General features: G+C 73.8%; 21 protein-coding genes and 1 tRNA gene. 9 read left to right on the plus strand and 13 right to left on the minus strand.

Annotated features, from left to right (window positions below; all coding sequences use genetic code 11):
- Positions 1 to 35: 35 nt before the first annotated feature.
- Positions 36 to 890: a DUF4349 domain-containing protein gene (locus BLS67_RS20000; protein WP_091248909.1), complete on the plus strand. Its 855-nt coding sequence runs from the start codon at positions 36 to 38 to the stop codon at positions 888 to 890.
- Positions 891 to 906: 16 nt separating this feature from the next.
- On the opposite strand, the gene BLS67_RS20005 is transcribed toward BLS67_RS20000, so the two are convergent.
- The 4 genes from BLS67_RS20005 to BLS67_RS20020 are packed head-to-tail and all read right to left on the minus strand — an operon-like array spanning position 907 to position 4,422.
- On the minus strand, positions 907 to 1,596 hold the full coding sequence (locus BLS67_RS20005; protein WP_091248912.1) for an SDR family NAD(P)-dependent oxidoreductase: 690 nt from the start codon (positions 1,594 to 1,596) through the stop codon (positions 907 to 909).
- 21 nt (positions 1,597 to 1,617) lie between these two features.
- Positions 1,618 to 2,337 (minus strand): PIG-L deacetylase family protein, encoded by a 720-nt coding sequence (locus tag BLS67_RS20010; RefSeq protein ID WP_091248915.1) that lies wholly within the window; start codon positions 2,335 to 2,337, stop codon positions 1,618 to 1,620.
- Positions 2,338 to 2,369: 32 nt separating this feature from the next.
- Positions 2,370 to 4,019 (minus strand): MFS transporter, encoded by a 1,650-nt coding sequence (locus BLS67_RS20015; protein WP_242654222.1) that lies wholly within the window; start codon positions 4,017 to 4,019, stop codon positions 2,370 to 2,372.
- Between the two features lie 49 nt (positions 4,020 to 4,068).
- Positions 4,069 to 4,422 carry a DoxX family protein gene (locus tag BLS67_RS20020; RefSeq protein ID WP_091248918.1) on the minus strand — a complete coding sequence of 118 codons (354 nt, stop codon included), beginning with the start codon at positions 4,420 to 4,422 and terminating at the stop codon, positions 4,069 to 4,071.
- Positions 4,423 to 4,446: 24 nt separating this feature from the next.
- On the opposite strand from BLS67_RS20020, the gene BLS67_RS20025 reads away from it, so the two are divergent.
- Both BLS67_RS20025 and BLS67_RS20030 read left to right on the plus strand, forming a co-directional pair.
- The gene (locus tag BLS67_RS20025) at positions 4,447 to 5,202 is read left to right on the plus strand and encodes a sulfite exporter TauE/SafE family protein (RefSeq protein ID WP_091248922.1); all 756 of its coding nucleotides are present in this window, start codon (positions 4,447 to 4,449) and stop codon (positions 5,200 to 5,202) included.
- The gene (locus BLS67_RS20030; protein ID WP_207500755.1) at positions 5,199 to 6,452 is read left to right on the plus strand and encodes an SLC13 family permease; all 1,254 of its coding nucleotides are present in this window, start codon (positions 5,199 to 5,201) and stop codon (positions 6,450 to 6,452) included. The genes BLS67_RS20025 and BLS67_RS20030 overlap by 4 nt, the downstream gene beginning before the upstream one ends.
- Before the next feature lie 93 nt (positions 6,453 to 6,545).
- Here the strand turns inward: BLS67_RS20030 and nadA are convergent, their stop codons facing one another.
- Positions 6,546 to 7,574 (minus strand): quinolinate synthase NadA, encoded by a 1,029-nt coding sequence (gene nadA, locus BLS67_RS20035; protein ID WP_091248926.1) that lies wholly within the window; start codon positions 7,572 to 7,574, stop codon positions 6,546 to 6,548.
- An 84-nt stretch (positions 7,575 to 7,658) separates the two neighbouring features.
- On the opposite strand from nadA, the gene BLS67_RS20040 reads away from it, so the two are divergent.
- The 4 genes from BLS67_RS20040 to BLS67_RS20055 all read left to right on the plus strand — a co-directional run bounded on the left by BLS67_RS20040 (position 7,659) and on the right by BLS67_RS20055 (position 11,233).
- Complete coding sequence (locus BLS67_RS20040) at positions 7,659 to 8,525, plus strand: ABC transporter substrate-binding protein (protein ID WP_091248930.1); 867 nt, start codon at positions 7,659 to 7,661, stop codon at positions 8,523 to 8,525.
- Complete coding sequence (locus tag BLS67_RS20045) at positions 8,486 to 9,400, plus strand: amino acid ABC transporter permease (RefSeq protein ID WP_207500756.1); 915 nt, start codon at positions 8,486 to 8,488, stop codon at positions 9,398 to 9,400. The genes BLS67_RS20040 and BLS67_RS20045 overlap by 40 nt, the downstream gene beginning before the upstream one ends.
- The gene (locus BLS67_RS20050; protein ID WP_091248934.1) at positions 9,397 to 10,143 is read left to right on the plus strand and encodes an amino acid ABC transporter ATP-binding protein; all 747 of its coding nucleotides are present in this window, start codon (positions 9,397 to 9,399) and stop codon (positions 10,141 to 10,143) included. Before BLS67_RS20045 ends, BLS67_RS20050 begins: the two co-directional genes overlap by 4 nt.
- A 205-nt stretch (positions 10,144 to 10,348) precedes the next feature.
- The gene (locus BLS67_RS20055; protein ID WP_242654224.1) at positions 10,349 to 11,233 is read left to right on the plus strand and encodes a hypothetical protein; all 885 of its coding nucleotides are present in this window, start codon (positions 10,349 to 10,351) and stop codon (positions 11,231 to 11,233) included.
- A gap of 53 nt (positions 11,234 to 11,286) precedes the next feature.
- Here BLS67_RS20055 and BLS67_RS20060 read toward each other — a convergent pair whose 3' ends face one another.
- The 6 genes from BLS67_RS20060 to BLS67_RS20085 form a co-directional block, all read right to left on the minus strand.
- Complete coding sequence (locus BLS67_RS20060) at positions 11,287 to 12,378, minus strand: bifunctional RNase H/acid phosphatase (RefSeq protein ID WP_091248937.1); 1,092 nt, start codon at positions 12,376 to 12,378, stop codon at positions 11,287 to 11,289.
- Positions 12,375 to 13,115 carry a zinc ribbon domain-containing protein gene (locus BLS67_RS20065; protein WP_091248942.1) on the minus strand — a complete coding sequence of 247 codons (741 nt, stop codon included), beginning with the start codon at positions 13,113 to 13,115 and terminating at the stop codon, positions 12,375 to 12,377. The genes BLS67_RS20060 and BLS67_RS20065 overlap by 4 nt, the downstream gene beginning before the upstream one ends.
- 9 nt (positions 13,116 to 13,124) lie before the next feature.
- The gene (mctP, locus tag BLS67_RS20070) at positions 13,125 to 14,756 is read right to left on the minus strand and encodes a monocarboxylate uptake permease MctP (protein ID WP_207500757.1); all 1,632 of its coding nucleotides are present in this window, start codon (positions 14,754 to 14,756) and stop codon (positions 13,125 to 13,127) included.
- Between the two features lie 3 nt (positions 14,757 to 14,759).
- The gene (locus BLS67_RS20075) at positions 14,760 to 15,011 is read right to left on the minus strand and encodes a DUF3311 domain-containing protein (protein WP_242654225.1); all 252 of its coding nucleotides are present in this window, start codon (positions 15,009 to 15,011) and stop codon (positions 14,760 to 14,762) included.
- 34 nt (positions 15,012 to 15,045) lie between these two features.
- Positions 15,046 to 16,317, minus strand: a complete 1,272-nt coding sequence (locus BLS67_RS20080; protein ID WP_242654226.1) for a Nif3-like dinuclear metal center hexameric protein — start codon at positions 16,315 to 16,317, stop codon at positions 15,046 to 15,048.
- A gap of 184 nt (positions 16,318 to 16,501) precedes the next feature.
- Positions 16,502 to 20,230 (minus strand): ABC transporter ATP-binding protein, encoded by a 3,729-nt coding sequence (locus BLS67_RS20085; RefSeq protein ID WP_242654227.1) that lies wholly within the window; start codon positions 20,228 to 20,230, stop codon positions 16,502 to 16,504.
- Positions 20,231 to 20,282: 52 nt separating this feature from the next.
- Between BLS67_RS20085 and BLS67_RS20090 the strand changes: the two genes are divergently transcribed.
- Both BLS67_RS20090 and BLS67_RS23535 read left to right on the plus strand, forming a co-directional pair.
- On the plus strand, positions 20,283 to 22,223 hold the full coding sequence (locus BLS67_RS20090; protein ID WP_091249076.1) for an FUSC family protein: 1,941 nt from the start codon (positions 20,283 to 20,285) through the stop codon (positions 22,221 to 22,223).
- A 32-nt stretch (positions 22,224 to 22,255) separates the two neighbouring features.
- On the plus strand, positions 22,256 to 22,939 hold the full coding sequence (locus tag BLS67_RS23535; RefSeq protein WP_131801801.1) for a hypothetical protein: 684 nt from the start codon (positions 22,256 to 22,258) through the stop codon (positions 22,937 to 22,939).
- A gap of 20 nt (positions 22,940 to 22,959) precedes the next feature.
- Here BLS67_RS23535 and BLS67_RS20095 read toward each other — a convergent pair.
- Positions 22,960 to 23,031, minus strand: a tRNA-Val gene (locus BLS67_RS20095).
- Between the two features lie 34 nt (positions 23,032 to 23,065).
- Positions 23,066 to 23,527, minus strand: a complete 462-nt coding sequence (locus tag BLS67_RS20100; RefSeq protein WP_091248957.1) for a peroxiredoxin — start codon at positions 23,525 to 23,527, stop codon at positions 23,066 to 23,068.
- Positions 23,528 to 23,529 lie beyond the last annotated feature (2 nt).

Raw genomic sequence — 23,529 nt, forward strand, 5'->3', positions numbered from 1 at the left:
GTCGGGGCGTCGCGGCGGCCCCTAGGGTCCCGGCGATGAAGCGCTCCCCGTGCGTGCTCACCACCACCCTCGCCGCCGCCCTCGCCGCCGTCCTGGTCGGCGGCTGCTCGGCCTCGGAGGGGACGTCGTCCGACGCCGGCGCGGTTGCCGTGGCGGAGCCCGGTGTGCAGTCCGTCGCCCCCGGTGAGCCCACGACCGAGCGCCAGGTGGTCACGACGGCGTCCACCTCCCTGGTCGTGGAGGACGCCGCCGACTCCGCGCAGCGGGTCAGCGAGCTGGCCGAGGGCACCGGGGGCCGGGTCGACGAGCGGTCCGAGCAGCGCCTGCCCGACGGCGGGGGCACCGCCGACCTCGTGCTCCGCGTCCCGGCCACGGAGCTCACCGGGCTGCTCGACGACCTCGGCGAGCTCGGCGACGTCCAGGACGTGTCGGTGTCCCGCGACGACGTCACCTCGACGGCGGTCGACCTGGACGCCCGCATCTCGGCGCTGCGGACCTCGGCTGCCCGGCTCGAGGCGCTGATGGCCGGGGCGACCACGACCGAGGCGCTGCTGGCCGCCGAGCAGGCGCTGGCCGACCGGCAGCAGGAGCTGGAGTCCCTGCAGTCGCAGCGCACCGCCCTCGCCGACCAGGTCGACCTGTCGACCCTGGGCGTGCACCTGGCCGAGGACGCCGCCTCCCCCGACGCCGGCCCGGGCGGGTTCCTCGGAGGTCTCGACCAGGGGTGGCAGGCCCTGCTGTCCACGCTGGGCGCCGCCGTCGTCGTCCTCGGGGTGCTGCTGCCCTGGCTGGTCGTCGCCGCGCTGGTCGCCGTCGTGGCCGTGCCGCTGGTCCGCCGGGCGCGTCGCCGCCGGGTCGCCGCGCCCCCGCCCGAGCCCACCGGCGCCTGAGGGCCGCGGCGGACCCTCACCAGGGGACGACGGCGTCCTCGTGGTCGCGGAACTGCAGGCCCGGCTCGCCCGCGTGCGCCTCGATCGTGCGGGCCAGCCCGGCCACGCTCTGCTCGACGGTCAGCGGCGCGCCGGCGCCGCCCAGCTCGGTCTGCACCCAGCCGGGGTGCAGGCACAGCAGGGTGCGGCCGGGGTCGGCGCGGGTGGCGTAGCTGCGCATCAGCTGGTTCAGGGCGGACTTGCTGGCCCGGTAGACCTCGTGGCCGCCCCGGGTGTTCAGCGAGACGCTGCCCTGGCGGGAGGACATCACCGCGACGGTGCCGGTCGGGGTGACCAGCGGGGCGAGCGCCTCGATGGCCAGCATCGGACCCAGGGCGTTGGTCACCAGCACGCGGGAGAACTCCTCGGCGGTCACCTCGCCCACCGGCACGTCGGCCCCGGTGACCCCGGCGTTGACCAGGAGCAGGTCCAGCTCGACCCCCGCGAGCCGGTCGCGCAGGGCGGCGAGGTCGGCGGGCACGGTCATGTCCACCCGCTCGACGGTCACCCGGCCGGCGGAGGCCTCGGCCAGGTCGTGCAGACCGGTCCGGTCGGGCCCGCGGACGGTGCCGGTGACCTGCCAGCCTCCCCCGGCGAGCTCGCGGACCAGACCCAGACCGAGGGTGCGCGAGGCACCGAGGACGAGCGCGCGCCGTGTCGTCTGCACGGCGCCATCATGCGGTGCGGCTCAGCCCCAGAACAGCCGGAACCCCACCCGCCGGTCGCCGTCCTCGGTGAGCGTGGCCTGGTCGACCACCTGGCGGGCCTGGTCCTCGACGGGGACGTCGGGCGACAGCACCTCGAGGTAGCGCCGGTGCTCGGTGAGCGAGGCGACGGCGGGCTCGACCCCGTCGGTCACGTCGACCGCGTGCGGCGGGTCGCCGATGGTCTGGACGGCGACGTACTGCACGCCCGACCAGGGTTCGCCGGGCAGGTCCGGGAAGATCCACTCGTTGCCGGCGTCGGCCACCGCGTCGAGCACCGAGCGGGACAGCGCCCGGTGGTCGGCGGAGTTCCACGCGGCCGGGGTGACGTCGGGGCCGGTCCAGGTGTCACCGCCGTGCAGGGTGACCACCAGGTCGGGACGGTGCCGCCGGATCGCCGCCGCGAGGTCGGCGCGCAGGGGCGGGCCCTCGACCAGCAGGCCGTCGCGGTGGTAGAGGAAGTCCACCTCGGACACCCCGACGACGGCCGCCGAGCGGCGCTCCTCCTCCTCGCGCAGCGGGCCGGCCTCGCCCGGCGGCATCCCGGCGATGCCGGCCTCGCCGCGGGTGGCCAGCAGGTAGCGGACCTCCTTGCCGGCCGCGGTCCACACCGCGACGGCGGCGGCGACGCCGTACTCGATGTCGTCGGGGTGCGCGGCGACGACCAGCGCGCGGGACCAGTCGGCGGGGAACGGGGCAGGCATGCCGTCGAGTCTGCCCCCGATCTGCCTGCTGGTCAGCGGGCGGTCGCGGCGTCCGGGTCGGGTGCCCCCGCGGGGACCTCGTGCTCGGGCAGGTGGGCGGCCTCGTGCCGGCCCGGTCGGTGGTCCTCGGCGGCCTCGTGCTTGCCCACCCCCTGCGCGCCGTCGCCCTCCTGCCGGCGGTCACCGCCGTGCCCCTGCTGCGGGGACGGCCCGCGGACCATCAGCACCACCAGCAGGGCCCCGACCAGGCCGGCGGCACCGGAGACCAGCAGCACGTCGCGCAGCCCGTCCGCGTAGGCGGCGGCCAGCAGCTGGGACAACCCGGACCGGTCCTGCTGGGGCACCGAGCCCAGCAGCTGCTGCGCCTGCCCGCTCGACAGCGCCGACTCGGTGCCCGCCGGGTCCGGAGCGCCGGCGTCGGTCAGTGCTCGCGTGGTGCCCGAGGCGAACACCGATCCCAGGATCGCCACCCCGACGGCGAACCCGAGCTGGCGGGCGGTGTTCACCGCCCCGGACGCCATCCCGCTGCGCTCGCGCGGCACGGAGGCCAGCGCCGCGGAGGTGACCACCGGGTTGCAGATGCCGACGCCCAGCCCGAGCACCGCGAGGCCGGGGACGAGGATGCCCCAGCTCGCACCCCCCTCGACGCGGGCCATGAGCAGCGCACCGGCGCCGACGGCCACCAGGCCCAGCGCGAGCACGATGCGCGGCGAGCGGTCGGTGAGCGTGCGCCCGGCCACCGCGGCCGTCACGAAGCTGACCGCCGAGAGCGGGATGAAGACCAACCCGGCCTGCAGCGGGGTCAACCCGAGGATCGACTGCAGCCACAGCGACAGGTAGATGCTGCTGGCGAACGCCGCCAGGTTGAGCAGCAGCGAGCCGATCATGATGCCGCTGAACCGGCTGGTGCGGAACAGCCGCAGGTCCAGCATCGGGGCCTCGCGCCGCAGCTCGAGGAACACCCACCCGATCAGGACGACGAACCCCGCCACGATCGGCCCCCACGACCCGACCTCGGCCCAGCCGTTCGCCGCGGCCTCGACCAGGCCGAAGACGATCGCCCCGGCCCCGAGGGTGAAGGCGGCGATGCCGGGGACGTCGGGGTGCGGCGCCCCGCGCTGCTTGGACTCCTCGACCACCTTGAGGGTCAGCAGCACCGCGAAGAGGCTGATCGGCAGGTTGACCAGGAAGATCCACCGCCACGAGAGCTCGGTGAGCAGGCCGCCGAGGATCGGCCCGGCCGCCGCGGCCGCACCGACCACGGCACCCCAGATGCCGAACGCCGTCCCGCGGTCCTTGCCGCGGTAGATGGCGTTGAGCAGCGCGATGGTGGTGCTGAACATGGCGGCCGCGCCGATGCCCTGCACGGCCCGCGCGGTGATCAGCAGCCCCGCGTTCGGGGCCAGGCCGCAGGCCAGCGAGCTGACCGCGAAGAGCACCAGCCCGCCGAGGTAGAGCCGCCGGCGCCCGTAGAGGTCGGCCAGCGACCCGGCCCCCAGCACCAGCGCCGCCAGGGCGAGGGCGTAGACGTCGACGACCCACTGCAGCTGGTCGAACGACGTCCCCAACGACTCGGCGATGTCCGGCAGCGCGACGTTCACGATCGTGACGTCGATGAGCAGCATGAACGTGCCGGCACAGACCGCGACGAGCGGCCACCACTTGCGCATGGCGCTCAGCATGCCCGGTGGTTGCCCACCCCAACCGCAGGGCCTGCGGAAGCGGCGCTGGTCACACCCCCCGGGCGACCTGGAGGGCGGCCGCCACCATCGGCACCTGGAACGGGAGCCGGGCGAGCGCGACCGTGCGCCGTCGCCCGGACAGCGCACGGACGGTGTGCAGGTGCGCGGGCACGAACGCGGCCAGCAGCCCAGCCGCGGCCCACCCGCCCAGCGAGCGGGTCGCGGGGACGGCGAGCAGTCCTGCGGTGGCCAGCTCGGCCACCCCGCTGCCGGTCACCCACGGCCGCGCCGGGCCCAGCTCCGGCGGCACCATCCAGTCGAAGGTCCGCGGCCGGAGGAGGTGCAGCACCCCCGATCCACCCAGCGCCACGGCCAGTCCCGCTGCTCGCACGTCGATTCCCATCCGCTGACCGTAGGCTCGCCGCTCGTGTCCGCCCTCGACCTGCTCATCGCGGCAGGGGTCGCCCTCCTCGCCGGGGGCATCAACTCCATCGCCGGCGGTGGGTCGCTGATCCTCTTCCCCACCCTGGTCGCCCTCGGCCTGCCCACGGTGGCCGCCAACGTCACCAACTCGGTGGCCCAGTGGCCCGGCTACCTCGGTGCGGTGGTCGGCTTCCGCGACCACTACCGCGGCCAGCGGACCCGCCTGGTGGCCATGTCCGCGGTCGCCGTCCTCGGCGGGACGGCGGGCAGCATCCTGCTGCTGACCACGCCGTCGGCGGCGTTCGACACGGTCGTGCCGGTGCTGGTGCTGCTGGCCAGCTTGCTGATCGGGGCGCAGCCGCTGCTGACGAAGCGGCTGCAGGCCAACGAGACCGACGGCGAGCGACGCGACCCGCTGTGGCTGTACGTCGTGGTCTTCCTGGCCTGCGTCTACGGCGGCTACTTCGGCGGCGCGCTCGGGGTCATCCTCACCGCCGTGCTCGCCGTGGGGCTGGGCCGGCTCAAGCTGGCCAACGCGATCAAGAGCCTGCTGGCGCTGGTCACGGCCAGCACGACGGTCGTCGTGTTCGGCATCTTCGGCCCGGTCGACTGGCTGCTCGTCGCGGTCTGCGCCCCCGCCTCGCTGGTCGGCGGCTACCTCGGGGCCAAGGTCGCCGACCGCATCCCGAGCACGCCGCTGCGGGTGTTCATCGTCGTGTTCGGCATCGCCGTCGCGGTCTACCTCTTCGTGCGCCCGTGACCGTCGACGTGGTCGCCCTCGTGGTGGCGGGGGTGCTGCTGGTCGCGTCGCTGGTCGCCGCGGTCGTCGACTCCCCCCGCGTGCCGGCGGCGGCGGTCGCCGTCCCCGGTGCGCTCGTGCTCGCCCTCCTGGGCATCGTCGGGTGGGCGCAGGCCGAGGACACCGTGCGGGAGGTCGCGCCCACCGTCGGGTTCCTCGTGGTGATCCTGCTGCTCAGCGACCTGGCCGACCGCGAGGGCCTGTTCACCTGGTCCGCGGCGGTCACCGCGCGCCGGGCCGGGCGCTCCCCGCAGGGCCTGCTGGTGCGGGTGGTCGCGCTGTCCGCCGTCGTCACGGCCGTGCTGTCGCTGGACGCCACCGTCGTCCTGCTGACCCCGGTCGTGCTGGCCACCGCCGCCCGCATGCGGGTGCCGGCCCGCCCGCACGCCTACGCCGCCGGGCACCTGTCGAACTCGGCGTCGCTGCTGATGCCGGTGTCGAACCTGACCAACCTGCTGGCCTTCGCCGCCACCGGGCTGACCTTCCTGCACTTCACCGCGCTGATGGCCGCGCCCTGGGTGGTGGCCGTGCTGGTCGAGTACGTGGTGCTCCGCTGGCTGTTCCGCGCCGACCTCCGGGTGCCGGTGGGCGAGCCGGTGGACCACGTGCCCCCGCCACCCGTGCTGGCGCTGGTCGTCGTCGGGCTGACCGTCGTCGGCTTCGGGGTCGCGTCGCTGACCGACATCGCCCCGGTGTGGCCCGCGCTGGTCGGCGTCCTGGTGCTGGCCGGCAAGCAGCTGGTCCGCCGCCGCACCCGCCCGGTGGAGCTGGTGGTCGCGGCCAACCTGCCGTTCGCGCTGTTCGTGTTCGGGCTGGCGGTGATCGTGCTGGCCCTGCAGCTCAACGGGCTGGAGCGACTGCTCACCGCCGTGCTGCCGGCCGGCGACGACCTGCTCGCCCTGCTCGGCGTCGCGGCGGTCTCGGCGGTGGTGGCCAACGTGCTCAACAACCTGCCGGCCACCCTGGCGCTGCTGCCCGCCGCCGCCGCCGTCGGTGGGCCGCCGACGCTGCTGGCGGTGCTGATCGGCGTCAACGTCGGGCCGAACCTGACCTACGTCGGGTCGCTGGCCAACCTGCTGTGGCGCCGGGTCTTCGCCGCCACCGGCGAGGAGTCGCCCAGCGCGGCCAGGTTCAGCCTGGTCGGCCTGGCCACGGTCCCGCTGACCCTGGTGCTGGCCACGGTCGCGCTCTGGGCCGCCCTGCAGATCTAGCCGACCTCCCCGGCCCCCTGGGCAAAGGAACCTCCGCACCCCCTTCTGGGGCCAGGAGGGGGTGCAGAGGTTCCTTTGCCTGAGAGGGGGTGGTCATTCGCCGCCGCGGCCGGGTTCGCCGATGGCGATCATGGCCTCGACGGCCCTGCGGGCCTTCGCCGCGGTCTCGTCGGGCACCTCGATCGCGCCGTACCCGGTCTGCAGCGTGCGCAGCAGCTTGGCCGGCGTGATCATCTTCATGTAGCGGCAGGCCGCGCGGTCGTTCATCGGGATGAACTGCGTGCCCGAGTTCAGCGCCCGCAGCTGGTGCAGGATTCCGACCTCGGTGGCCACCAGCACCTGCTTCGCGGTGGTCGCCGCGGCGGCCTCGGCCATGCCGCCGGTCGAGAGCACCCGGGTGCGGTCGGCCGGCAGGTCGCCGTTGCTGACCAGGTCGAGCACCGAGGTGGTGCAGCCGCACTCGGGGTGCACCAGGATCTCGGCGTCGGGGTGCGCGGCGATCTGCGACCGGACGTCCGACGGCGAGATGCCGGCGTGCACGTGGCACTCCCCCGCCCAGATGCGGATGTTCTCCCGACCGGTGACCCGCTTGACGTGCGCGCCGAGGAACTGGTCGGGGCAGAAGAGGATCTCGCGGTCCTCGGGGATCGACCGGACGACGTCGGCGGCGTTGGACGACGTGCAGCAGATGTCGGTCTCGGCCTTCACCGCGGCCGTGGTGTTGACGTAGCTGACCACCACCGCGCCCGGGTGCTCGGCCTTCCACTCGCGCAGCTGCTCGGCGGTGATGGAGTCGGCCAGCGAGCAGCCGGCGTCGAGGTCGGGCAGCAGCACCGTCTTGGACGGCGAGAGGATCTTGGCGGTCTCGGCCATGAAGTGGACGCCGCAGAACACGATCTCGCGGGCGTCGGTCTGCGCGGCCACGCGCGAGAGGTAGAGGGAGTCGCCGGTGTGGTGGGCGACGTCCTGGATCTCGGGCACCTGGTAGTTGTGCGCCAGGACGACGGCCCCGCGCTCGTCGGCGAGCCGGCGGACCTCGGCCGCCCACTCCTCGTACTGCGCGGGGGTCAGGGTGCGCTCGTCACCGGTCACGGCAGGGGCTGCGGCAGTCACGGTGACCATGATCCCCCGTCGCCGTGACCGTGCTGTGACCAGCCTGCCCTTACGATTCTCGGGTTCTGTTGATCAAACCCTCAAGGACTCCCCGTGCGCCGTCGTCCGATCGCCCTCGCCGTGCTCGCCACCGCCGCCCTCGCGGTGACCGCGTGCGCCCCGCAGGAGTCCTCCTCGAGCTCCTCGGCCTCCGGCAGCGGCGGTGGCTCCTGCACCCCCGAGGACCTCGCCACGGTCGCCGACGGCACCCTGACCGTCGCCACCGACGAGCCGGCCTACGAGCCGTGGGTGGTCGACGACGACCCGACCAGCGGCCAGGGTTACGAGTCGGCCGTCGCCTACGCCGTGGCCGAGCAGCTGGGGTACTCGGAGGACCAGGTCGAGTGGACCCGGGTGCCCTTCAACACCGCCATCTCCCCCGGTGACAAGTCCTTCGACTTCGACATCAACCAGTTCACGATCAACGACGAGCGCCGCCAGGCCGTCGACTTCAGCTCGCCGTACTACACGGCCACCCAGGCGGTCATCACCACCGCCGGCTCCGCGGCCGACGGGGCCACCTCGATCGCCGACCTCCAGGGCCTGCGGATCGGCGCGCAGGTGGCCACCACCAGCCTCGACGTGCTCACCGACGTCATCGCCCCCTCCAGCGACCCCGTCGTCTTCAACACCAACGACGACGCCAAGCTGGCCCTGCAGAACGGCCAGGTGGACGCGATCGTCGTCGACCTGCCCACCGCCTTCTACATCACCAGCGCCGAGCTCGACGACGGCGTGATCGTGGGCCAGGTGGCCGACTCCGGGAACTCCGGCGACCAGTTCGGCCTGCTGCTGGCCAAGGACTCCCCGATCACCGACTGCGTGAGCCAGGCCGTCGACGCCCTCGACGCCGACGGCACGCTGGCCGACCTGCAGCAGCAGTGGCTCTCCGAGGCCGCCGACGCCCCGGTCCTGAGCTGACCGCGTCCCTGACCGGCGGCGCCCCGGGTCTCCCGGCACCGTCGGAGCTGGAGCTGGGCCGGCGGGCGTACCGCGCCCGCCGGTCCCGGCGCTCCACCGGTGTCGCGCTGGTCTCCACGCTGGTCTTCGCGGTGGTCGCGTACCTGGTGGTCACCCGGTCGCCGGGCTGGCCGCGGGTGCAGACGACGTTCTTCTCGCTGTCGGTGGGCCGCGACGCGTTCCCGTCCATCCTGCGCGGGCTCTGGCTGAACCTGCAGGTGCTGCTGATCGGCGGTGCCTGCGTCGTCGTCCTCGGGCTGGGCATCGCGGTGCTGCGCACCCTGCGCGGGCCGGCGTTCGCCCCGCTGCGGCTGCTGGCCACCGGCTACGTCGACCTCTTCCGCGGCATGCCGCTGATCATCACGCTGTACCTGGTGGGCTTCGGCCTGCCCGCGCTGCGGCTGCAGGGCGTGCCCAACTCCCCGTTCGTGCTCGGCACGCTGGCGATCGTGCTGACCTACTCGGCCTACGTCGCCGAGGTGTTCCGCGCCGGCATCGAGTCGGTGCACCCCAGCCAGCGCGCCGCGGCCCGGTCGCTCGGGCTCACCCACCGGCAGACCACCCGGATCGTGGTGCTGCCCCAGGCCGTGCGGAACGTGACCCCCGCACTGCTCAACGACTTCGTGGCGCTGCAGAAGGACGTCGGGCTGATCTCGGTGCTCGGCGCGGTCGACGCCGTGCGCGCCGCGCAGATCTACGTCGGGCAGACGTTCAACTTCACCCCGTACGTGGTGGCCGGGCTGCTGTTCGTGCTGCTCGCCGTCCCCTCGGCCCGGATCGCCGACGGCGTGGCCGCCCGGGCCCGGCGCCGCCAGCAGAGCGGGAGCGTGCTGTGAGCGCCGTCCTCGACGTCCGCGGGGTCGTCAAGGCCTTCGGCGACAACGTCGTGCTGCGCGGGGTCGACCTGTCCGTCGACGAGCACCAGGTCGTCGCGCTGATCGGCGGCTCGGGGTCGGGCAAGTCGACCCTGCTGCGCTGCGCCTCGCTGCTGGAGACGGTGGACGACGGCCAGGTGCTGCTGGACGGCGAGGACATCACCGACCCGCGGGTGGACGCCGACGCCGTCCGCCGGCGGCTGGGTGTGGTGTTCCAGGCCTACAACCTCTTCCCGCACCTGTCCGTGCTGGACAACGTCGTGCTGGCCCCCACCCGGGTGCACGGCCGTTCCCGGGCCGACGCGCGCGACGAGGCGCTCACGCTCCTGGGGCGGATCGGGCTGGCCGACAAGGCCGGCGAGTACCCCGACCGGCTCTCGGGCGGCCAGCAGCAGCGGGTGGCCATCGTCCGGGCGCTGGCGGTGCACCCCCGGGTGCTGCTGCTGGACGAGATCACCTCGGCCCTGGACCCCGAGCTGGTCGGCGAGGTGCTGCGGGTGGTCCGCGAGGTCGCCGCACAGGGCATGACCATCGTGATGGCCACCCACGAGATGGGCTTTGCGAAGCAGGTCGCCGACACCGTCTGCTTCCTGGACGCCGGCGTGGTGCTGGAGTCCGGCCCGCCCGAGCAGGTCCTGGGCGACCCGGTGGAGCCCAGGACCCGCCAGTTCCTCAGCCGCATCATCGACGCCGGCCGGTTGTAGCCCCCCGCAGTTGATCATCGTCAGGTGGCTGGCGGCGCCGGCGTGGCGACCGACCACTTGCCGATGATCAACCGCGAGGTGTGCCAGGCGGGCTCGTGGAGCACAGTCGGGCGGGGTGTGCTGGCGGGCGTCCACACCGGGTGGTGCCGTCCACAGGTTCCCCGCCCCGGGCCGACTCGTGTCCTTCCCGGGTCACCGTGCCGGCATGGACGCGCTGCCCCCCACCTTCTCGCTCGCCACCGCCCGCGCGGCCGGGCTCACCCGTGCCCAGCTGCGGGGTGGCCGGTACGTGCGGATCAGCCACGACCTGGTGGTCCGTCTCGACGACGCGATCGACAGCCGCGAGCGGTTGCGGGTGCTGGCCACCGCCCTCCCCCACGACGCGGCCTGGAGCCACACCACGGCGGCCCACCTCCTCGGCGCGCCTGTCGACCTGCCCGCCCGGCCGCACGTCGCACTCACCCCACGCCGGGTGCTGCCCCAACGGTCCGACCTGGTCGTCCACGGCCGACGGCTGCTCCCGGACGACGTCGTCGAGGTCGACGGGCTGCGCATGACGGGCGGGGCACAGACCTTCCTGGACCTGGCCGCGGTGTTGCCCCCGGCCGAGCTCGTCGCCGTCGGTGATGCGCTGCTCCGCCGGGGCCACCTCTCGCCCGAGACCCTGCTGGCGCGTCTGTCGAGGGCCGAGCGGGTGCGCGGCGTGGTGCGCGCGCGCACCTGCGCACCGCTGCTGTCACCCGCGGCGATGTCCCGGCCCGAGAGCCTCGTCCGGTTCTGGCTGACCGACAGCCACCTGCCCGACCCGGAGGTGCAGGTCCCGGTGCTGGACCGCTGGGGCACCACGGTCGCGCATGCAGACCTCGGCTACCGGCGGTACCGGTTGCTGCTGGAGTACGAGGGCCGCCAGCACGCGGACTCCGAGCGGTTCGGCGCCGACGTCGACCGGTACTCCCTCATGGCCGCCGAGGGCAACCTCGTCCTGCGGTTCGCCGCCCGCCATCTGAACCCGCGCACCGTCGTCGGCAGGACCGAGCGGGCCCTGCTCAGCCGCGGCTGGCGCCCCGGCACCGACCCCCGAGCCCGTTGATCATGGTCAGGTGGCTGGGCGACACGCCGCCGGCGGCAGCCACCCGCCGATGATCAACTCCTGAGGTGCGAGGTGTCGTTGACCAGGCGGACGCTGCTGGACCCGTCGCTGGACCACACCACCTCGCTCAGGCTGGCGGCCTCCAGGAAGACGCGGTGCACGATCTCGTCGCCCACCCCCAGGCCGGCGGCCAGCAGGAGCTTGATCGGGGTCACGTGGGTGACCAGCAGGACGGTCCTCCCGGCGTGCCGCTCCAGGATCCGGGCCCGTGCGGCGGCCACCCGGGTGGAGACGTCGGCGATCGACTCGCCACCGGGCGGGCGGACGTCGAGCGCGGCGCGCCAGCGGCGGAAGGCCAGCGGGTTGGCGGCCAGCGCCTCGGCGCCGGTCATGCCCTCCCAGCCACCGAAGTCCAGCTCCCGCAGGTCGCGGTCGACCTCGATGCCCAGGTCGAGCACCTCGGCGACGGCACCGGCGGTCTGCCGGCAGCGCTTGAGCGGCGAGGAGACGATCGCCTCGATGCCCCGGCCGACCATGGCCTGCGCGGCCGACGCGGCGTCGGCGCGGCCGAGGTCGGAGAGGTCGAGGTCGCTGCTGCCGCTGAACCGGCGCTCGGGGGTGTGCGCCGTCCGGCCGTGCCGCAGCAGCAGGGTGCGGGTGGTGACGACGGGGACCGGCTCGGCGGGTGGCGCGTCCTCGATCTCGACCGGGGCGGTGCCCAGGTCGCGGTGCACCGGCTTGCCGTCCATCGCGGAGTTGGCCAGCGCGTCGGCGGCGGAGTTCTGCGCGCGCGGGATCCAGGTGTAGCGGACCGTGCCCAGCTGCCGGGCGACGTCCCGGGCCTGGACGGCGAGCTTCTTCATGTCGGGGTGCTTGATCTGCCAGCGACCCGACATCTGCTCGACGACGAGCTTGGAGTCCATGCGGACCTCGACCGTCGCCTCCGGGTCGATGGACAGCGCGGCCTCGAGGCCGGCGACGAGCCCGCCGTACTCGGCGACGTTGTTCGTCGCCCGGCCGACCGAGGCGGCCCGCTCGGCCAGCAGGGCGCCGCTGTCGGCGTCCTTCACCAGCGCGCCGTATCCGGCCGGACCCGGGTTGCCCCGCGACCCGCCGTCGGCCTCCACGACCAGCCGCCGGCTCACAGCCCCGACTCGGCGGTGCGGACCAGGATCCGGTTGCAGTTCTCGCAGCGCAGCACGGTGTGCGGGTCGGCGTTGCGGGCGGCGGCCAGCTCGGTGCCGTAGAGCTCGATCCGGCAGCCCTCGCAGCGCCGGGCGTGCAGGGCGGCCGCCCCGGTGGTGCCGGTGGACTTGGCCACCCGGTCGTAGAGCGCGAGCAGCGGTGCGGTGATCGTGCCGGCGATCTCGGCCCGCTTCGCGGTGTGGGTCTGCTCGCCCTCGGCGATCTCGGCCAGGGCGGCGTCGCGGGCCTGCTCGGCGGTCGACTGGTCGGCCCGGGCGCCGGCGAGCCCCGCCTGGGCGGTCGCCAGCGTGGCGTCGGCGGCCTCGCGGCGCTCCATGAGCTCGAGCACCTGGTCCTCGAGGTCGCCCTGCCGGCGGGCCAGGGAGGCCATCTCCTGCTGCAGGCTGGTCATCTCCTTGGGCGTGGCCGCCCCCGAGTCCAGCCGCTGCTGGTCCTTGTCCGACCGGGCACGGACGGCGTCCACGTCGGTCTCGAGGCGCTTCTGCTCCCGGTCGAGGTCACGCACCTCGGTCTCGGCCCGGACGACGTCCGCGGTGAACTCCCGCTGGGCGTCCTCGGCCGCCGTGACGGCCGCGTTCTCGGGAAGGGTCCGCCGGCGGTGGGCGAGCTGCGCTAGCGCGACGTCCTCCGCGGCCAGGGCCAGCAGCTTCTGCTGGTCGAAGTGGTCTGCCTGCACCCGGTCAACCTACCCGCGCGGCGGACCGTCCCCGGGCGCCGAGGCCAACGGGTCCGGCAGGTCCCGCACGGAGGGGTCCTCGCGCTCGGCCGTGTAGTCGGTCTCCGCCGTCCCGTCGACGCCGTCGTCGACCTTCATCGCCCGCAGGACGACCGTGACGACGACGGTCACCAGCAGGTTCACCAGCAGCGCGAGGAAGCCGGCGTAGACGGTCGTGGTGGTGTCGAACCCGAGCTTGCCCAGCGAGAACGCCGACCCGCCGAAGTGCTCGCGGACGACGACGCCGCCCGGGCCGAGGCGCGGCACCGAGTAGAGCGTCCACAGCGCCGTCAGCATGCCGGCGGTCCAGCCGGCGACCAGCGCCCCGCGGTGCAGCCAGCGGGTGTAGAGCCCGATCCCGACCGAGGGCAGCGTCTGCAGGATGATCGCACCGCCGATGAGCTGCAGGTCGATGGAGAACTGCGGGTCGATGAAGATGATCGCCGCCACCGCGCCGACCTTGACCACCAACGAGGCCAGCTTCGCGACCTTCGCCTCCTGGGTCGGGGTCGCGTCCTTCTTCAGGTACTCCTTGTAGATGTTGCGGGTGAACAGGTTCGCCGCCGCGATGCTCATGATCGCCGCGGGCACCAGCGCCCCGATGCCGACGGCGGCGAACGCGACCCCGGCGAACCAGCTGGGGAACATCTGCTGGAACAGCGCCGGGACGATGGTGTTGCCGTCGCCGCCCACCGGCTCGGTGCCGGCCGCGATGGCCATGAAGCCCAGCAGCGCGATGAAGCCCAGCGCCAGGCTGTAGATCGGCAGCAGGCTCATGTTCTTCTGCAGCGTGCCGCGGCCCTTGGCGGCCAGCACGCCGGTGATGGAGTGCGGGTAGAGGAACAGGGCCAGCGCCGAGCCCAGCGCGAGGGTGGCGTACTGCACCTGGCCCGTGCCCGGCAGCAGGAGCCCGCCGGTACCGGCCAGGTCGAACTTCTCCTCGGCGGCGCCGAAGACGACGTCCCACCCGCCGAGCTTGGTCGGGATGACGATGACCGCGACGATGATCGTCAGGTAGATCAGGGTGTCCTTGACGAACGCGATCAGCGCCGGCGCCCGCAGGCCCGAGCTGTAGGTGTAGACCGCGAGGATCACGAACGCCACGATGATCGGCAGCTCACCGGTGACGCCCATCGTCTTGAGCACGGCCTCGATGCCGACCAGCTGCAGCGCGATGTAGGGCATCGTGGCGACGATCCCGGTGATGGCCACCAGCAGCGCCATCGTGGGGCTGTCGAACCGGGACCGGACGAAGTCCGCCGGCGTGACGAAGCCGCGCACGTGGCTGACCGACCACAGCCGGATGACCACCAGGAAGATCAGCGGGTAGACCACGACGGTGTACGGCACGGCGAAGAACCCGGCCGCGCCGGCCCCGAACACCAGCGCCGGGACGGCGACGAACGTGTAGGCGGTGTAGATGTCGCCGCCGATGAGGAACCAGGTGATCCAGGTGCCGAAGCTGCGCCCGCCCAGGCCCCACTCGTCCAGGTGCATGAGGTTCTCGGCGCGCCGCCAGCGGGCGGCCCCGAACCCCAGCGCGGTGACGACGACGAAGAACGCGATGAAGACCGCGAGCTCGACGGTGTTGATGCCCGCCACGCCTCAGCCCTGCTTCCGGCGCTGGTGGGCGCGGTACACGAGGGAGGTGGTCACGACGCCGACGACCACGAAGGCCAGCTGCACCCAGTAGAAGAACGGCCAGCCGAACAGCGCGGGCTCGGCGCGGTTGAACACCGGCACCAGCAGCGGCAGCACGATCGGCAGCAGGAGCAGCCAGTTCCAGGGGTTGCGGTCGCTGCGGCGGGGGGCCACGTCGGCCGCCCTCCGGCTGGTCGTGGGTGGCTGCTCGCTCACGGGTGGTCCCTCCCGGGCCGCACCCGGGAAGGGGTCAGCCGTGCGTCGTGTCGGTCCGCTCGCCTGCCGCGCGGACGGTGCGGGCGGCCACCGGGTCGGCGATCTCGTCGACCCGCTGGGCCACGTGCATCGTCCACGGGTCGGTGCTCAGCCGCGAGACCGCGACACCGACCCGTGACCTGAGGTCACGGTGCAGCACGTCGGCGGCCACCGACAACCAGGGCCACTCGCTGGCGAAGTGTGCCACGTCACAGATGGCCGGGCCGGGCACCTCCCCCGCCTCGACGGCGGGGTGGTGCTTGACGTCGCTGGTCAGCAGGACGTCGGCACCGGCCGCAGCAGCGCGGTCGTACAGGGAGCTGCCGCTCCCCCCGCACACGGCCACGGTGCGCACGAGCCGATCGGGGTCACCGGCCACCCGGACGCCGGCCGCGGTGCTCGGCAGCACCGCAGCGGCCCGCTCGGCGAACTCGCGCAGGGTGATCGGGTGGGCCAGCTCGCCGAGCCGGCCGAGACCGGCGCGGCTGGGGGTCTGGGAGTTCTCGAAGACCGCGTAGCCCGGGTCCTCGTAGGGGTGCCACTCGTGCAGGGCGCGCAGCACCTCGGCCTGCGCCGCCCGGGGCACGACCATCTCCAGCCGGGTCTCGGGCACGCGCTCGAGCCGGCCGTTGGACCCGATCGAGGGGTTGGCCTCGTCGCCGGGGATGAAGGTGCCGGTGCCCACGGTCTGCCAGGCGCACCGGGTGTAGTCACCGATGACGCCGGCGCCGGCTGCGCTGAGGGCGTCGACCAACCGGTCGCTGTCCTCGACCGGGGAGAACACGACCAGGGTGTTGGTGTGCGGGGCCCCCACGGACTCCAGCGGCACCGTGTTGCCCACCCCGAGCGCCGCGGCCAGGGCGTCGTTGACCCCGTGGTCGGCGGCGCGGTCGGCGTTGGTGTGGGCGACGAACAGGGCGATCCCGGCGCGGATCAACCGGTGCACGACCCGGCCCTTGGGGTCGTTCGCCGGCACCCCGTGCACCGGGCTCAGCAGCAGCGGGTGGTGGGTGACCACCAGGTCGACCCCGCGCGCGATGGCCTCGTCGACCACGGCGTCGGTGGGGTCGACGGCGAACAGCACGGCGTGCACCGGCTCGTCGGGGTCGCCGCAGACCAGGCCGACGGCGTCCCACTCCTCGGCCAGCGCCGGGTCGTAGCGGGCCTCGAGGGCGGCGATGACCTCCGCCAGCGGTGCGCCGGGGAGCGGGAGCGCGCGGACGTTCCCCTCGCCGGGGTAGCCGCCTTCGTCGATCGGTAGTGCCACGCCTTCCAACTCTAGGTGGGGTCGCTCCACCCCGCCCGCCCAGGCGGGAGCACCTCCCCCGTCGGGGACGGGGAGGCGCTCAGCGGGCTCATGGGCAACGGTGGTCATCACCGTGCATTCGCGGGCCGGACACCTCCTGGACGGGTCGAGCGGGCTCGGGTGGGGGTGGCGGACCTCACGCCCGTCAGTCGACCAGCGCGTCGGCGGCGTAGGCCGACCAGAGGACGGCGTAGGGGCCCTCGACCCCGATCAGCTCGTCGTGCGGCCCCTGCTGCACCACCCGCCCGTGGTCGAGCACGACCACCCGGTCGGCCCGGGCCGCCGTGGTCAGCCGGTGGGCCACCACCACGGTGGTGCGCCGACCGGACACCGCGTCGGCGGCCCGGTTCACCGCCGCCTCCGACGCGAGGTCGAGCGAGGCGGTGGCCTCGTCGAGCAGCAGGACGTCGGGGTCGACCAGCTCGGCCCGTGCCAGGGCCAGCAGCTGCCGTTGACCGGCCGACAGCGAGCGGCCGCGCTCGCCCACCCGCGTGCGGTAGCCCTCCGGCAGCGCAGCCACCATCTCGTGCGCGCCGACGGCCCGTGCCGCGCGCTCCACCTCGAGGTCCGAGGCGTCCGGGCGGCCGTAGGCGACCGCGTCGCGCACGGTGCCGTCGAACAGATGCGCCTCCTGCGGCACGACGCCCAGCCGGGCCCGGTAGGCACCCAGGTCCAACCCGCGCAGGTCGCGACCGTCGACGCGCACCGCACCCCCGGTCGGGTCGTAGAACCGGGCGATCAGCTTGACCACCGTCGACTTCCCGGCCCCGGTCTCGCCGACCAGGGCCACGGTCTCACCCGGGGCGATGCGCAGGTCGACGTCGCGCAGGGCCGGGGTCGGCGCACCCCGGTAGGCGAACGTGACGCCGTCGAGCACCACCTCGCCACGCAGCGGCCCCACCGGCGCAGGATCGGCCGCCGGCGGGGTGGAGGTCGGGGTCTGCAGCAGGTCGCGCAACCGGCGCAGCCCCACCGCGGCCTGCTGGTAGCTGTCGAACACCTGGGACAGCGACTGCACCGGGGAGAAGAAGGTGCCGACGTACAGCAGGAAGGCCACGAGCACCCCGGCGGTGATCGTGCCGGTGGTCAACCGCGCGGCGCCGACGACCAGGACGGCGGCGACGGCGAGCTCGGAGAGGAACTCGACGAACGGGAAGTAGGTCGCGATGTACCGCTGGGCCCGCAACCGGACGTCGCGGTAGGCCTTCGCCTTCTCGCGGAACACCTGCAGCGAGCGCTCGGTGCGCACCGCAGCCTGAGTGACCCGCACCCCGGCGACGTCCTCCTGCAACCGGGCGTTGACCGCGCTGACCCGCTCGCGCGCCTCGGTGTAGGCCGGCACCGAGCGCCGCCGGAACCACCAGGTGGCCACCGCGAGCAAGGGCAGGAAGGCCACCAGCACCAGGGCGAGCTCGCCGTCGAGCAGGCCCAGGGCGACCAGGACCCCGACCAGGGTGAGCAGGCTGACCACCGCGGTCGTGAGGCCGGTCTGCAGGAACGCCGACAGCGCGTCGACGTCGGTGGTCATGCGGGTCATGATCCGACCGCCGAGCTCGCGCTCGTAGTAGTCCAGCCCCAACCGCTGCAGCTGGGCGAAGGTCTTCACCCGCAGCGTGTAGAGCAACCGCTCGCCGGTGCGACCCGTCAACCGGGTGGAGCCGATGGTGACCGCCCAGTCGGCGAGCACCACCAGCAGCGCCAGCCCGCTGATGGCCATGAGCGCCCCGGTCGAGCCGGCCGACACCCCGCGGTCGATGCCGCCGCGGACCAGCGCGGGCACGGCGATCTGGGCGGCGGCGTCGGCGGCGGTGAGCACCAGCGCGAGGCCCAGCACCCACCGGAAGGGCCGCAGCAGGCCGGCCAGGGTGAACCCGGGGTCGGCCGCCCGGGCCCGGGCGGCCGGCACGTCGGGCTCGTCGACGGTGGGCGGCAGCGCCGCCACCAGGGCGCGCAGGCCGGGCGTGGGGGCCGCGTTGGCCGTCGCGGACCCCGGCCCGCCGATCGAGCCGCCCACCCCGCGCAGGGGCTGGTCGTGGTCGGCGGCGGACTCGACCGGCGGCCAGGCGGCCGGGTCGGGCTGCTCCGCGCTCCAGGGGACGTCGGCGGCCCGGGCCGGGCCTCCGTCCTCGGTGGGCTCGCTGACCCCGGAGACGAGCAGGCGGAACAGCCCGCTGCGCTCGGCCAGCTCGTCGACGGTGCCGACGTCGACCACCCGGCCGGCGTCCAGCACCGCCACCCGGTCGGCGAGGGCCAGGGTGGAGGCCCGGTGGGCCACCAGCAGCGTGGTGCGGTCGGCCCGGCCGTGCTCGCGCAGGCCCTGCTGGATGCGCGCCTCGACGGTGGCGTCGACGGCCGAGGTGGCGTCGTCGAGGACGAGCACGCGCGGGTCGCCGAGCAGTGCCCGGGCCAGCGCGACCCGTTGCCGCTGCCCACCCGAGAGCGTCAGGCCCTGCTCCCCCACCACGGTGTCGTAGCCGGCGGGCAGGTCGTCGATGAACCCGTCGGCCTGCGCGGTGCGGGCGGCGGCCCGCACCTCCTCGTCGGTGGCGTCGGGCCGGGCGAAGGCGATGTTGGCCCGCACCGTGTCGGAGAACAGGAAGCTGTCCTCGAACACGACCCCGAGCGCCCCGCGCAGCTGCTGGAGGTCCAGCTCGCGGACGTCGGTGCCGCCGATGCGGACGGTGCCGGCCCCTGCGTCGTAGAACCGCGGGAGCAGGCCGACGACGGCGGACTTGCCCGACCCCGCGGTGCCGACCAGCGCCAGGGTCTCCCCCGGCCGGACGGCGAGCGAGACCCCGTGCAGCGCGGGGCTGCCGCCGGCGAAGGCGAAGGTGACGTCGTCGAGCTGGACCGACAGCGGCCCGTCGGGCACCGGGGTCGACCCGGAGGCCAGGCCGGGGTCGGTGTCCACGATCTCCAGCACCCGCTCCACCCCGGCCCGGGCCTGCTGGCCGATGACCAGCAGCGCGGCCAGCTGGCGCACCGGGGAGACCAGGGCGGCCAGGTAGGTGGCGAACGCCAGGAAGGTGCCCAGGGTGATGCTGCCCTGCAGCGCCAGCCACCCGCCCAGGGCCAGCACGCCGACCTGCCCCAGGGCCGGCACCGCCTGCAGGGCCGGGTTGTACCGCGCGGTGAACGCGACGACCCGCATGCGGGCTCCGAACAGCCGCCGGGCGCCGCCGTCCAACCGGTCGAGCTCGCGGGCCTCCTGCCCGAACCCCTTGACCACCCGCACGCCGGTGACGGCGGCCTCGACGTCGCCGACCACGGCGCCGGCCTGCTGCTGGGCCGCCCAGTTGGCCGGGAACAGGTCGCGGCGCGAGCGCAGCGCCAGCCACCACAGCGCCGGCCCGACGGCGACGGCCACCAGGGTGAGCAGCGGCGAGAGCCACGCCATCACCGCGATCGAGACGACGAACAGCAGCGCGTTGCCGGCCAGGTTGGGCAGGAACGCCAGCAGACCCTGCACCAGGGTGACGTCGGAGATCGACCGGCTGACCACCTGGCCGGTCTGCAACCGGTCCTGCCCCGGGCCGTCGAGCCGGGACAGCGCCACCGCGACGTCGTTGCGCAGGTCGTACTGCACGTCGAGGCTCAGCCGCCCGGCGAGGTAGCGGCGGGTGAAGCCGGCGGCGAACCGGACGACGCCCGCGACCACGAGCAGCCACACGTAGGGCGCGACCGAGCTGGTGCCGCCGGCCACGACGTCGTCGACCACCGCGCGCACCACCAGCGGGACGCCGGCGGCGATCACCGAGCCGACCAGGGCCGCGGCGAAGGCCCCGACCAGGTCGCCGCGGTGGCGCAGGCAGTACCCGACGAGGCGGCGCAACCAGCCCCCGCGGTCGACGGTGGAGCTCGAGGGGCGCGGCACGCCGTCCAGTCTGCGCCCGGGGTCCGACAACCCGGGTGGGAAGCTGCTGGACGTGGCGGACAGGGGGTTGCGGGCGCCGGCCTGGCTGGAGGAGCTGGTCCGCACCGGGCGCCCCGCCGTCCCGTGGTCCGACGTCGTCCGGTTCGCCGTCGGCATCACCGGACCACTGGTCCTCGTGGCCCTGCTGGGTCGCCTCGACGAGCCGACCGCCCTGGGCGCCGGGGTGTTCGGCACGACCGGGGCGCTGGCCGTGACGCTGGCCCCGCAGGGCGGGCCGTTGCGCACCCGGTTGCGCCGGGTCGTGGCCGCGGGCGGGTTCGGCGCCGTGGGCCTGGTGGCCGGCGAGGCGGCCTCCGGTGCGGGCTGGCAACCGGTGCTGGTGATCGGTCTGCTCTCGGCCCTGGCTGCATTGATCAGCTCGATCGACGCCGCCCTCTCGCTCGGTGCCCTGCAGCTGCTGGTGTACGCGGCGCTGTCGTCGGGCCTGCAGACCACCCTGCCGCTGCCGGCCGAGATCGGGTTCTTCCTGGCCGGGGCGCTCTGGGCGGTCCTGCCCGTGCTGGTCCAGGCGGGCACCGAGACCGCCGACCCGGACCGTTCCTCGGTCGGTGCGGTCTTCACCGCCATCGGCGACCTGCTCGCCGCGGTCGGCACGCCGCGCACGGACGACGCACGCCGGGCGTTGACCGCCGCGCTGAACACCGGCTACGACCGGGTGATCCACAGCCGCAGCACGTCCTCCGGGCGCAGCGCCGAGCTCGCCGAGCTGGCCGGCCTGCTGAACGCCACGGCCCCCCTGGTCGAGGGCGCCGTGGCCACCGCGCGGGCCGGGGTCACCGCCGACCCGGTCGACGTGACCGCGGCCCACGCCCTGGGTGCCGCGGTGGTCAGCCGCCGTCCGCTGGTCGGCGACCGACCCGTGGCGCTGGCCGACGGTCCCCCGACGCGCCGGGCGGTGCGGCACGGCGTCCGGCTGGTGTGGAACGTGGTCGGCGACCCGGAGGAACGGGCCTCGGCCGCCGTCGTCCGCGAGGCCCTGCCGTGGCGGCTGCGGGTGCGCGACCTGCTGGACCGGACGACGGGCAACGCCGATTCCCGGGCCTTCGTCGTCCGGCTGACCCTGTGCATGGTGATCGCCGAGGTCGCGCGGCAGCGGCTGCCGATCGAGCGGCCCTACTGGGTGCTGCTGACGGTCGCCGTGGTGCTCAAGCCCGACTTCGGGTCGGTGTTCTCCCGCGCGGTGCAGCGCGGCGCCGGGACCCTGCTGGGCGTGCTGCTGGGCTCGGCGCTGCTGGCCGTGCTGCCGAAGGGCGCGCTCGTGCTGGTGGCGATGGCGCTGTTCGCGGCGGTGATGCCCTGGGCGCGCAACGCCAACTTCGGGCTGTTCTCGGTCTTCCAGACCCCGCTGGTGATCATGCTGCTGGACCTCGCCGCGCCCTCGCCGTCGGACCTGGTGGGCCCTCGCCTGGTCGACACCCTGATCGGCTGCGCGATCGTGCTGGTCTTCGGCTACCTGCTGTGGCCCCAGACCTGGCGGGCCCCGCTGGACGACGCGCTGCGCGGGGCCGCGACCGCGCTGGACCGGTTCGTCGACGCCGCGTTCACGGGGACGCCGGAGGAGACCCGACGGGCCCGGCGCACCAGCTACCGGGCGCTGACCGAGCTGCAGACCCAGCTGCAGAGACGGCTGGCCGAGCCGCCGCCGATCAGCACCCGGGCCGCGGCCTGGTACCCGGTGATCATCCAGCTGGAGCGGACGTCGGACGCCGTCACCGAGGCGGTGATCGCGATGCGGGCCGGCGAGGAGATCCCGCCGCGCGGCCAGGTGGAGGTGCTGCGCCGCTCGATCCGCGGGCTGGACCACGACCTCCGCCTGCACCGCACCCCCGACGACACCGAGATCCACGCCGAGGGCGTGCTCGCCCCGGTGGCCCGTGAGGTCGACGCTGCGCGGCGCCTCGTCCGCCAAAGAGCCCCAGGCATCCGGGGATGACTTCGTAGTAGTCGGTCGTGCAGGCTCAGGTCATGGACTTGTACGAGATGACCGTCCTTCTAGGGACACTCGATGCCCAGTGCTCAGCATTCGAGACCAACCACCAGCATCGGGACGACGCTTACCGGCGACTGGTGGATGCCATGGACACAGCTCATTCCAAGACTGCGCCAATATCGGATGAAGGCGACCGCGCGATCAGGCTCGATGAGCTGCGCACCGAATTGAACGTATCGGCGATTCAGACCGAGGTGTGGGCGTCGAACATCTCAATGTTAAATGCGGCCGCAAACGCCTACAAACTATCGTGGAACAAATCGAAGTATTCGACCGAGAGAGCCGAGCTGCGATCACTCCTCGAAGAACCGGACGAAGAACCCACAGGTGTTCGAGACGTCCGAAATAGCTTTGAGCACCAAGACGAGCGAATCTTCAAGCACTTCAAGGACGAAGCAGCTCGGCTGAGAAACGACTCGGACCATGGCCGTATCCATTTGTCCTACCTCATCGTCGATGACCCAGGAGTAGATCAGGTGGATGCGCTGCCCGACCGAAACCGCATCTACGGGCTGTGGAATGCGTCGTCCGACGTGATGTCATTCTGGGACGACGATGTAGACCTGCGGGCCGTGGCATCTCATCTAAGGTGCATGAAAGCCAAAATCCCAGCTGCACGTTCGGCAGCCGCGCATGCTTCTGGGGCGCAGATTCTATAGCCGTACGGTGCGGGATCCGGTGGGCGCGGCAGGGTTCGAACCTGCGACCGCTCGCTTGTAAGGCGAGAGCTCTACCGCTGAGCTACGCGCCCGGGAGCCGCCCCACCGTAGTGGGGCGAGCCGGGTTCAGGCCGCCAGTGCGGCGACGGCGTCCTTCCAGCCGGTCTGCGCGCGGGCGTCGCCGGGGCCGTTGACCTCGGCGAAGGCGACCTTGCCCTCGGCGTCGACCAGGAAGGTGCCGCGGTTGGCCATGCCGGCGGTCTCGAAGAACGCGCCGTAGGCCTTCGCCACCTCGCCGTGCGGCCAGAAGTCGCTGAGCAGGGGGAAGTCGAAGCCCTGCTCGGCCTTCCACGCCTTGAGCGCGGGCGCCGGGTCGCAGGAGACCGCCACGACCTGCACACCGGCGTCGGTGTAGGTGGCCAGCTCGTCGCGCAGCTGGCACAGCTCACCGGTGCAGATGCCGGAGTAGGCGAACGGGTAGAAGACCACCAGCACCGGCGAGCCGCGGTGCTCGGACAGCGCCCAGGGCTGCCGGTCGGAGTCGTTCAGCGTGAAGTCGGGCGCGGTGTCACCCACGGAGAGAGTCATGG

Origin of the sequence: Klenkia soli (assembly GCF_900103975.1) — a bacterium.
GTDB lineage: Bacteria > Actinomycetota > Actinomycetes > Mycobacteriales > Geodermatophilaceae > Klenkia > Klenkia soli.

Bases quoted from the DNA above. Each gene is read 5' to 3' on its own strand.
- BLS67_RS20100 (WP_091248957.1), bottom strand. From the start codon at position 23,527: ATGACTCTCTCCGTGGGTGACACCGCGCCCGACTTCACGCTGAACGAC.
- BLS67_RS20010 (WP_091248915.1), bottom strand. From the start codon at position 2,337: ATGCCTGCCCCGTTCCCCGCCGACTGGTCCCGCGCGCTGGTCGTCGCC.
- BLS67_RS20020 (WP_091248918.1), bottom strand. From the start codon at position 4,422: ATGGGAATCGACGTGCGAGCAGCGGGACTGGCCGTGGCGCTGGGTGGA.
- BLS67_RS20015 (WP_242654222.1), bottom strand. From the start codon at position 4,019: ATGCTGAGCGCCATGCGCAAGTGGTGGCCGCTCGTCGCGGTCTGTGCC.
- BLS67_RS23535 (WP_131801801.1), top strand. From the start codon at position 22,256: ATGGACTTGTACGAGATGACCGTCCTTCTAGGGACACTCGATGCCCAG.
- BLS67_RS20000 (WP_091248909.1), top strand. From the start codon at position 36: ATGAAGCGCTCCCCGTGCGTGCTCACCACCACCCTCGCCGCCGCCCTC.
- BLS67_RS20055 (WP_242654224.1), top strand. From the start codon at position 10,349: ATGGACGCGCTGCCCCCCACCTTCTCGCTCGCCACCGCCCGCGCGGCC.
- nadA (WP_091248926.1), bottom strand. From the start codon at position 7,574: ATGGTCACCGTGACTGCCGCAGCCCCTGCCGTGACCGGTGACGAGCGC.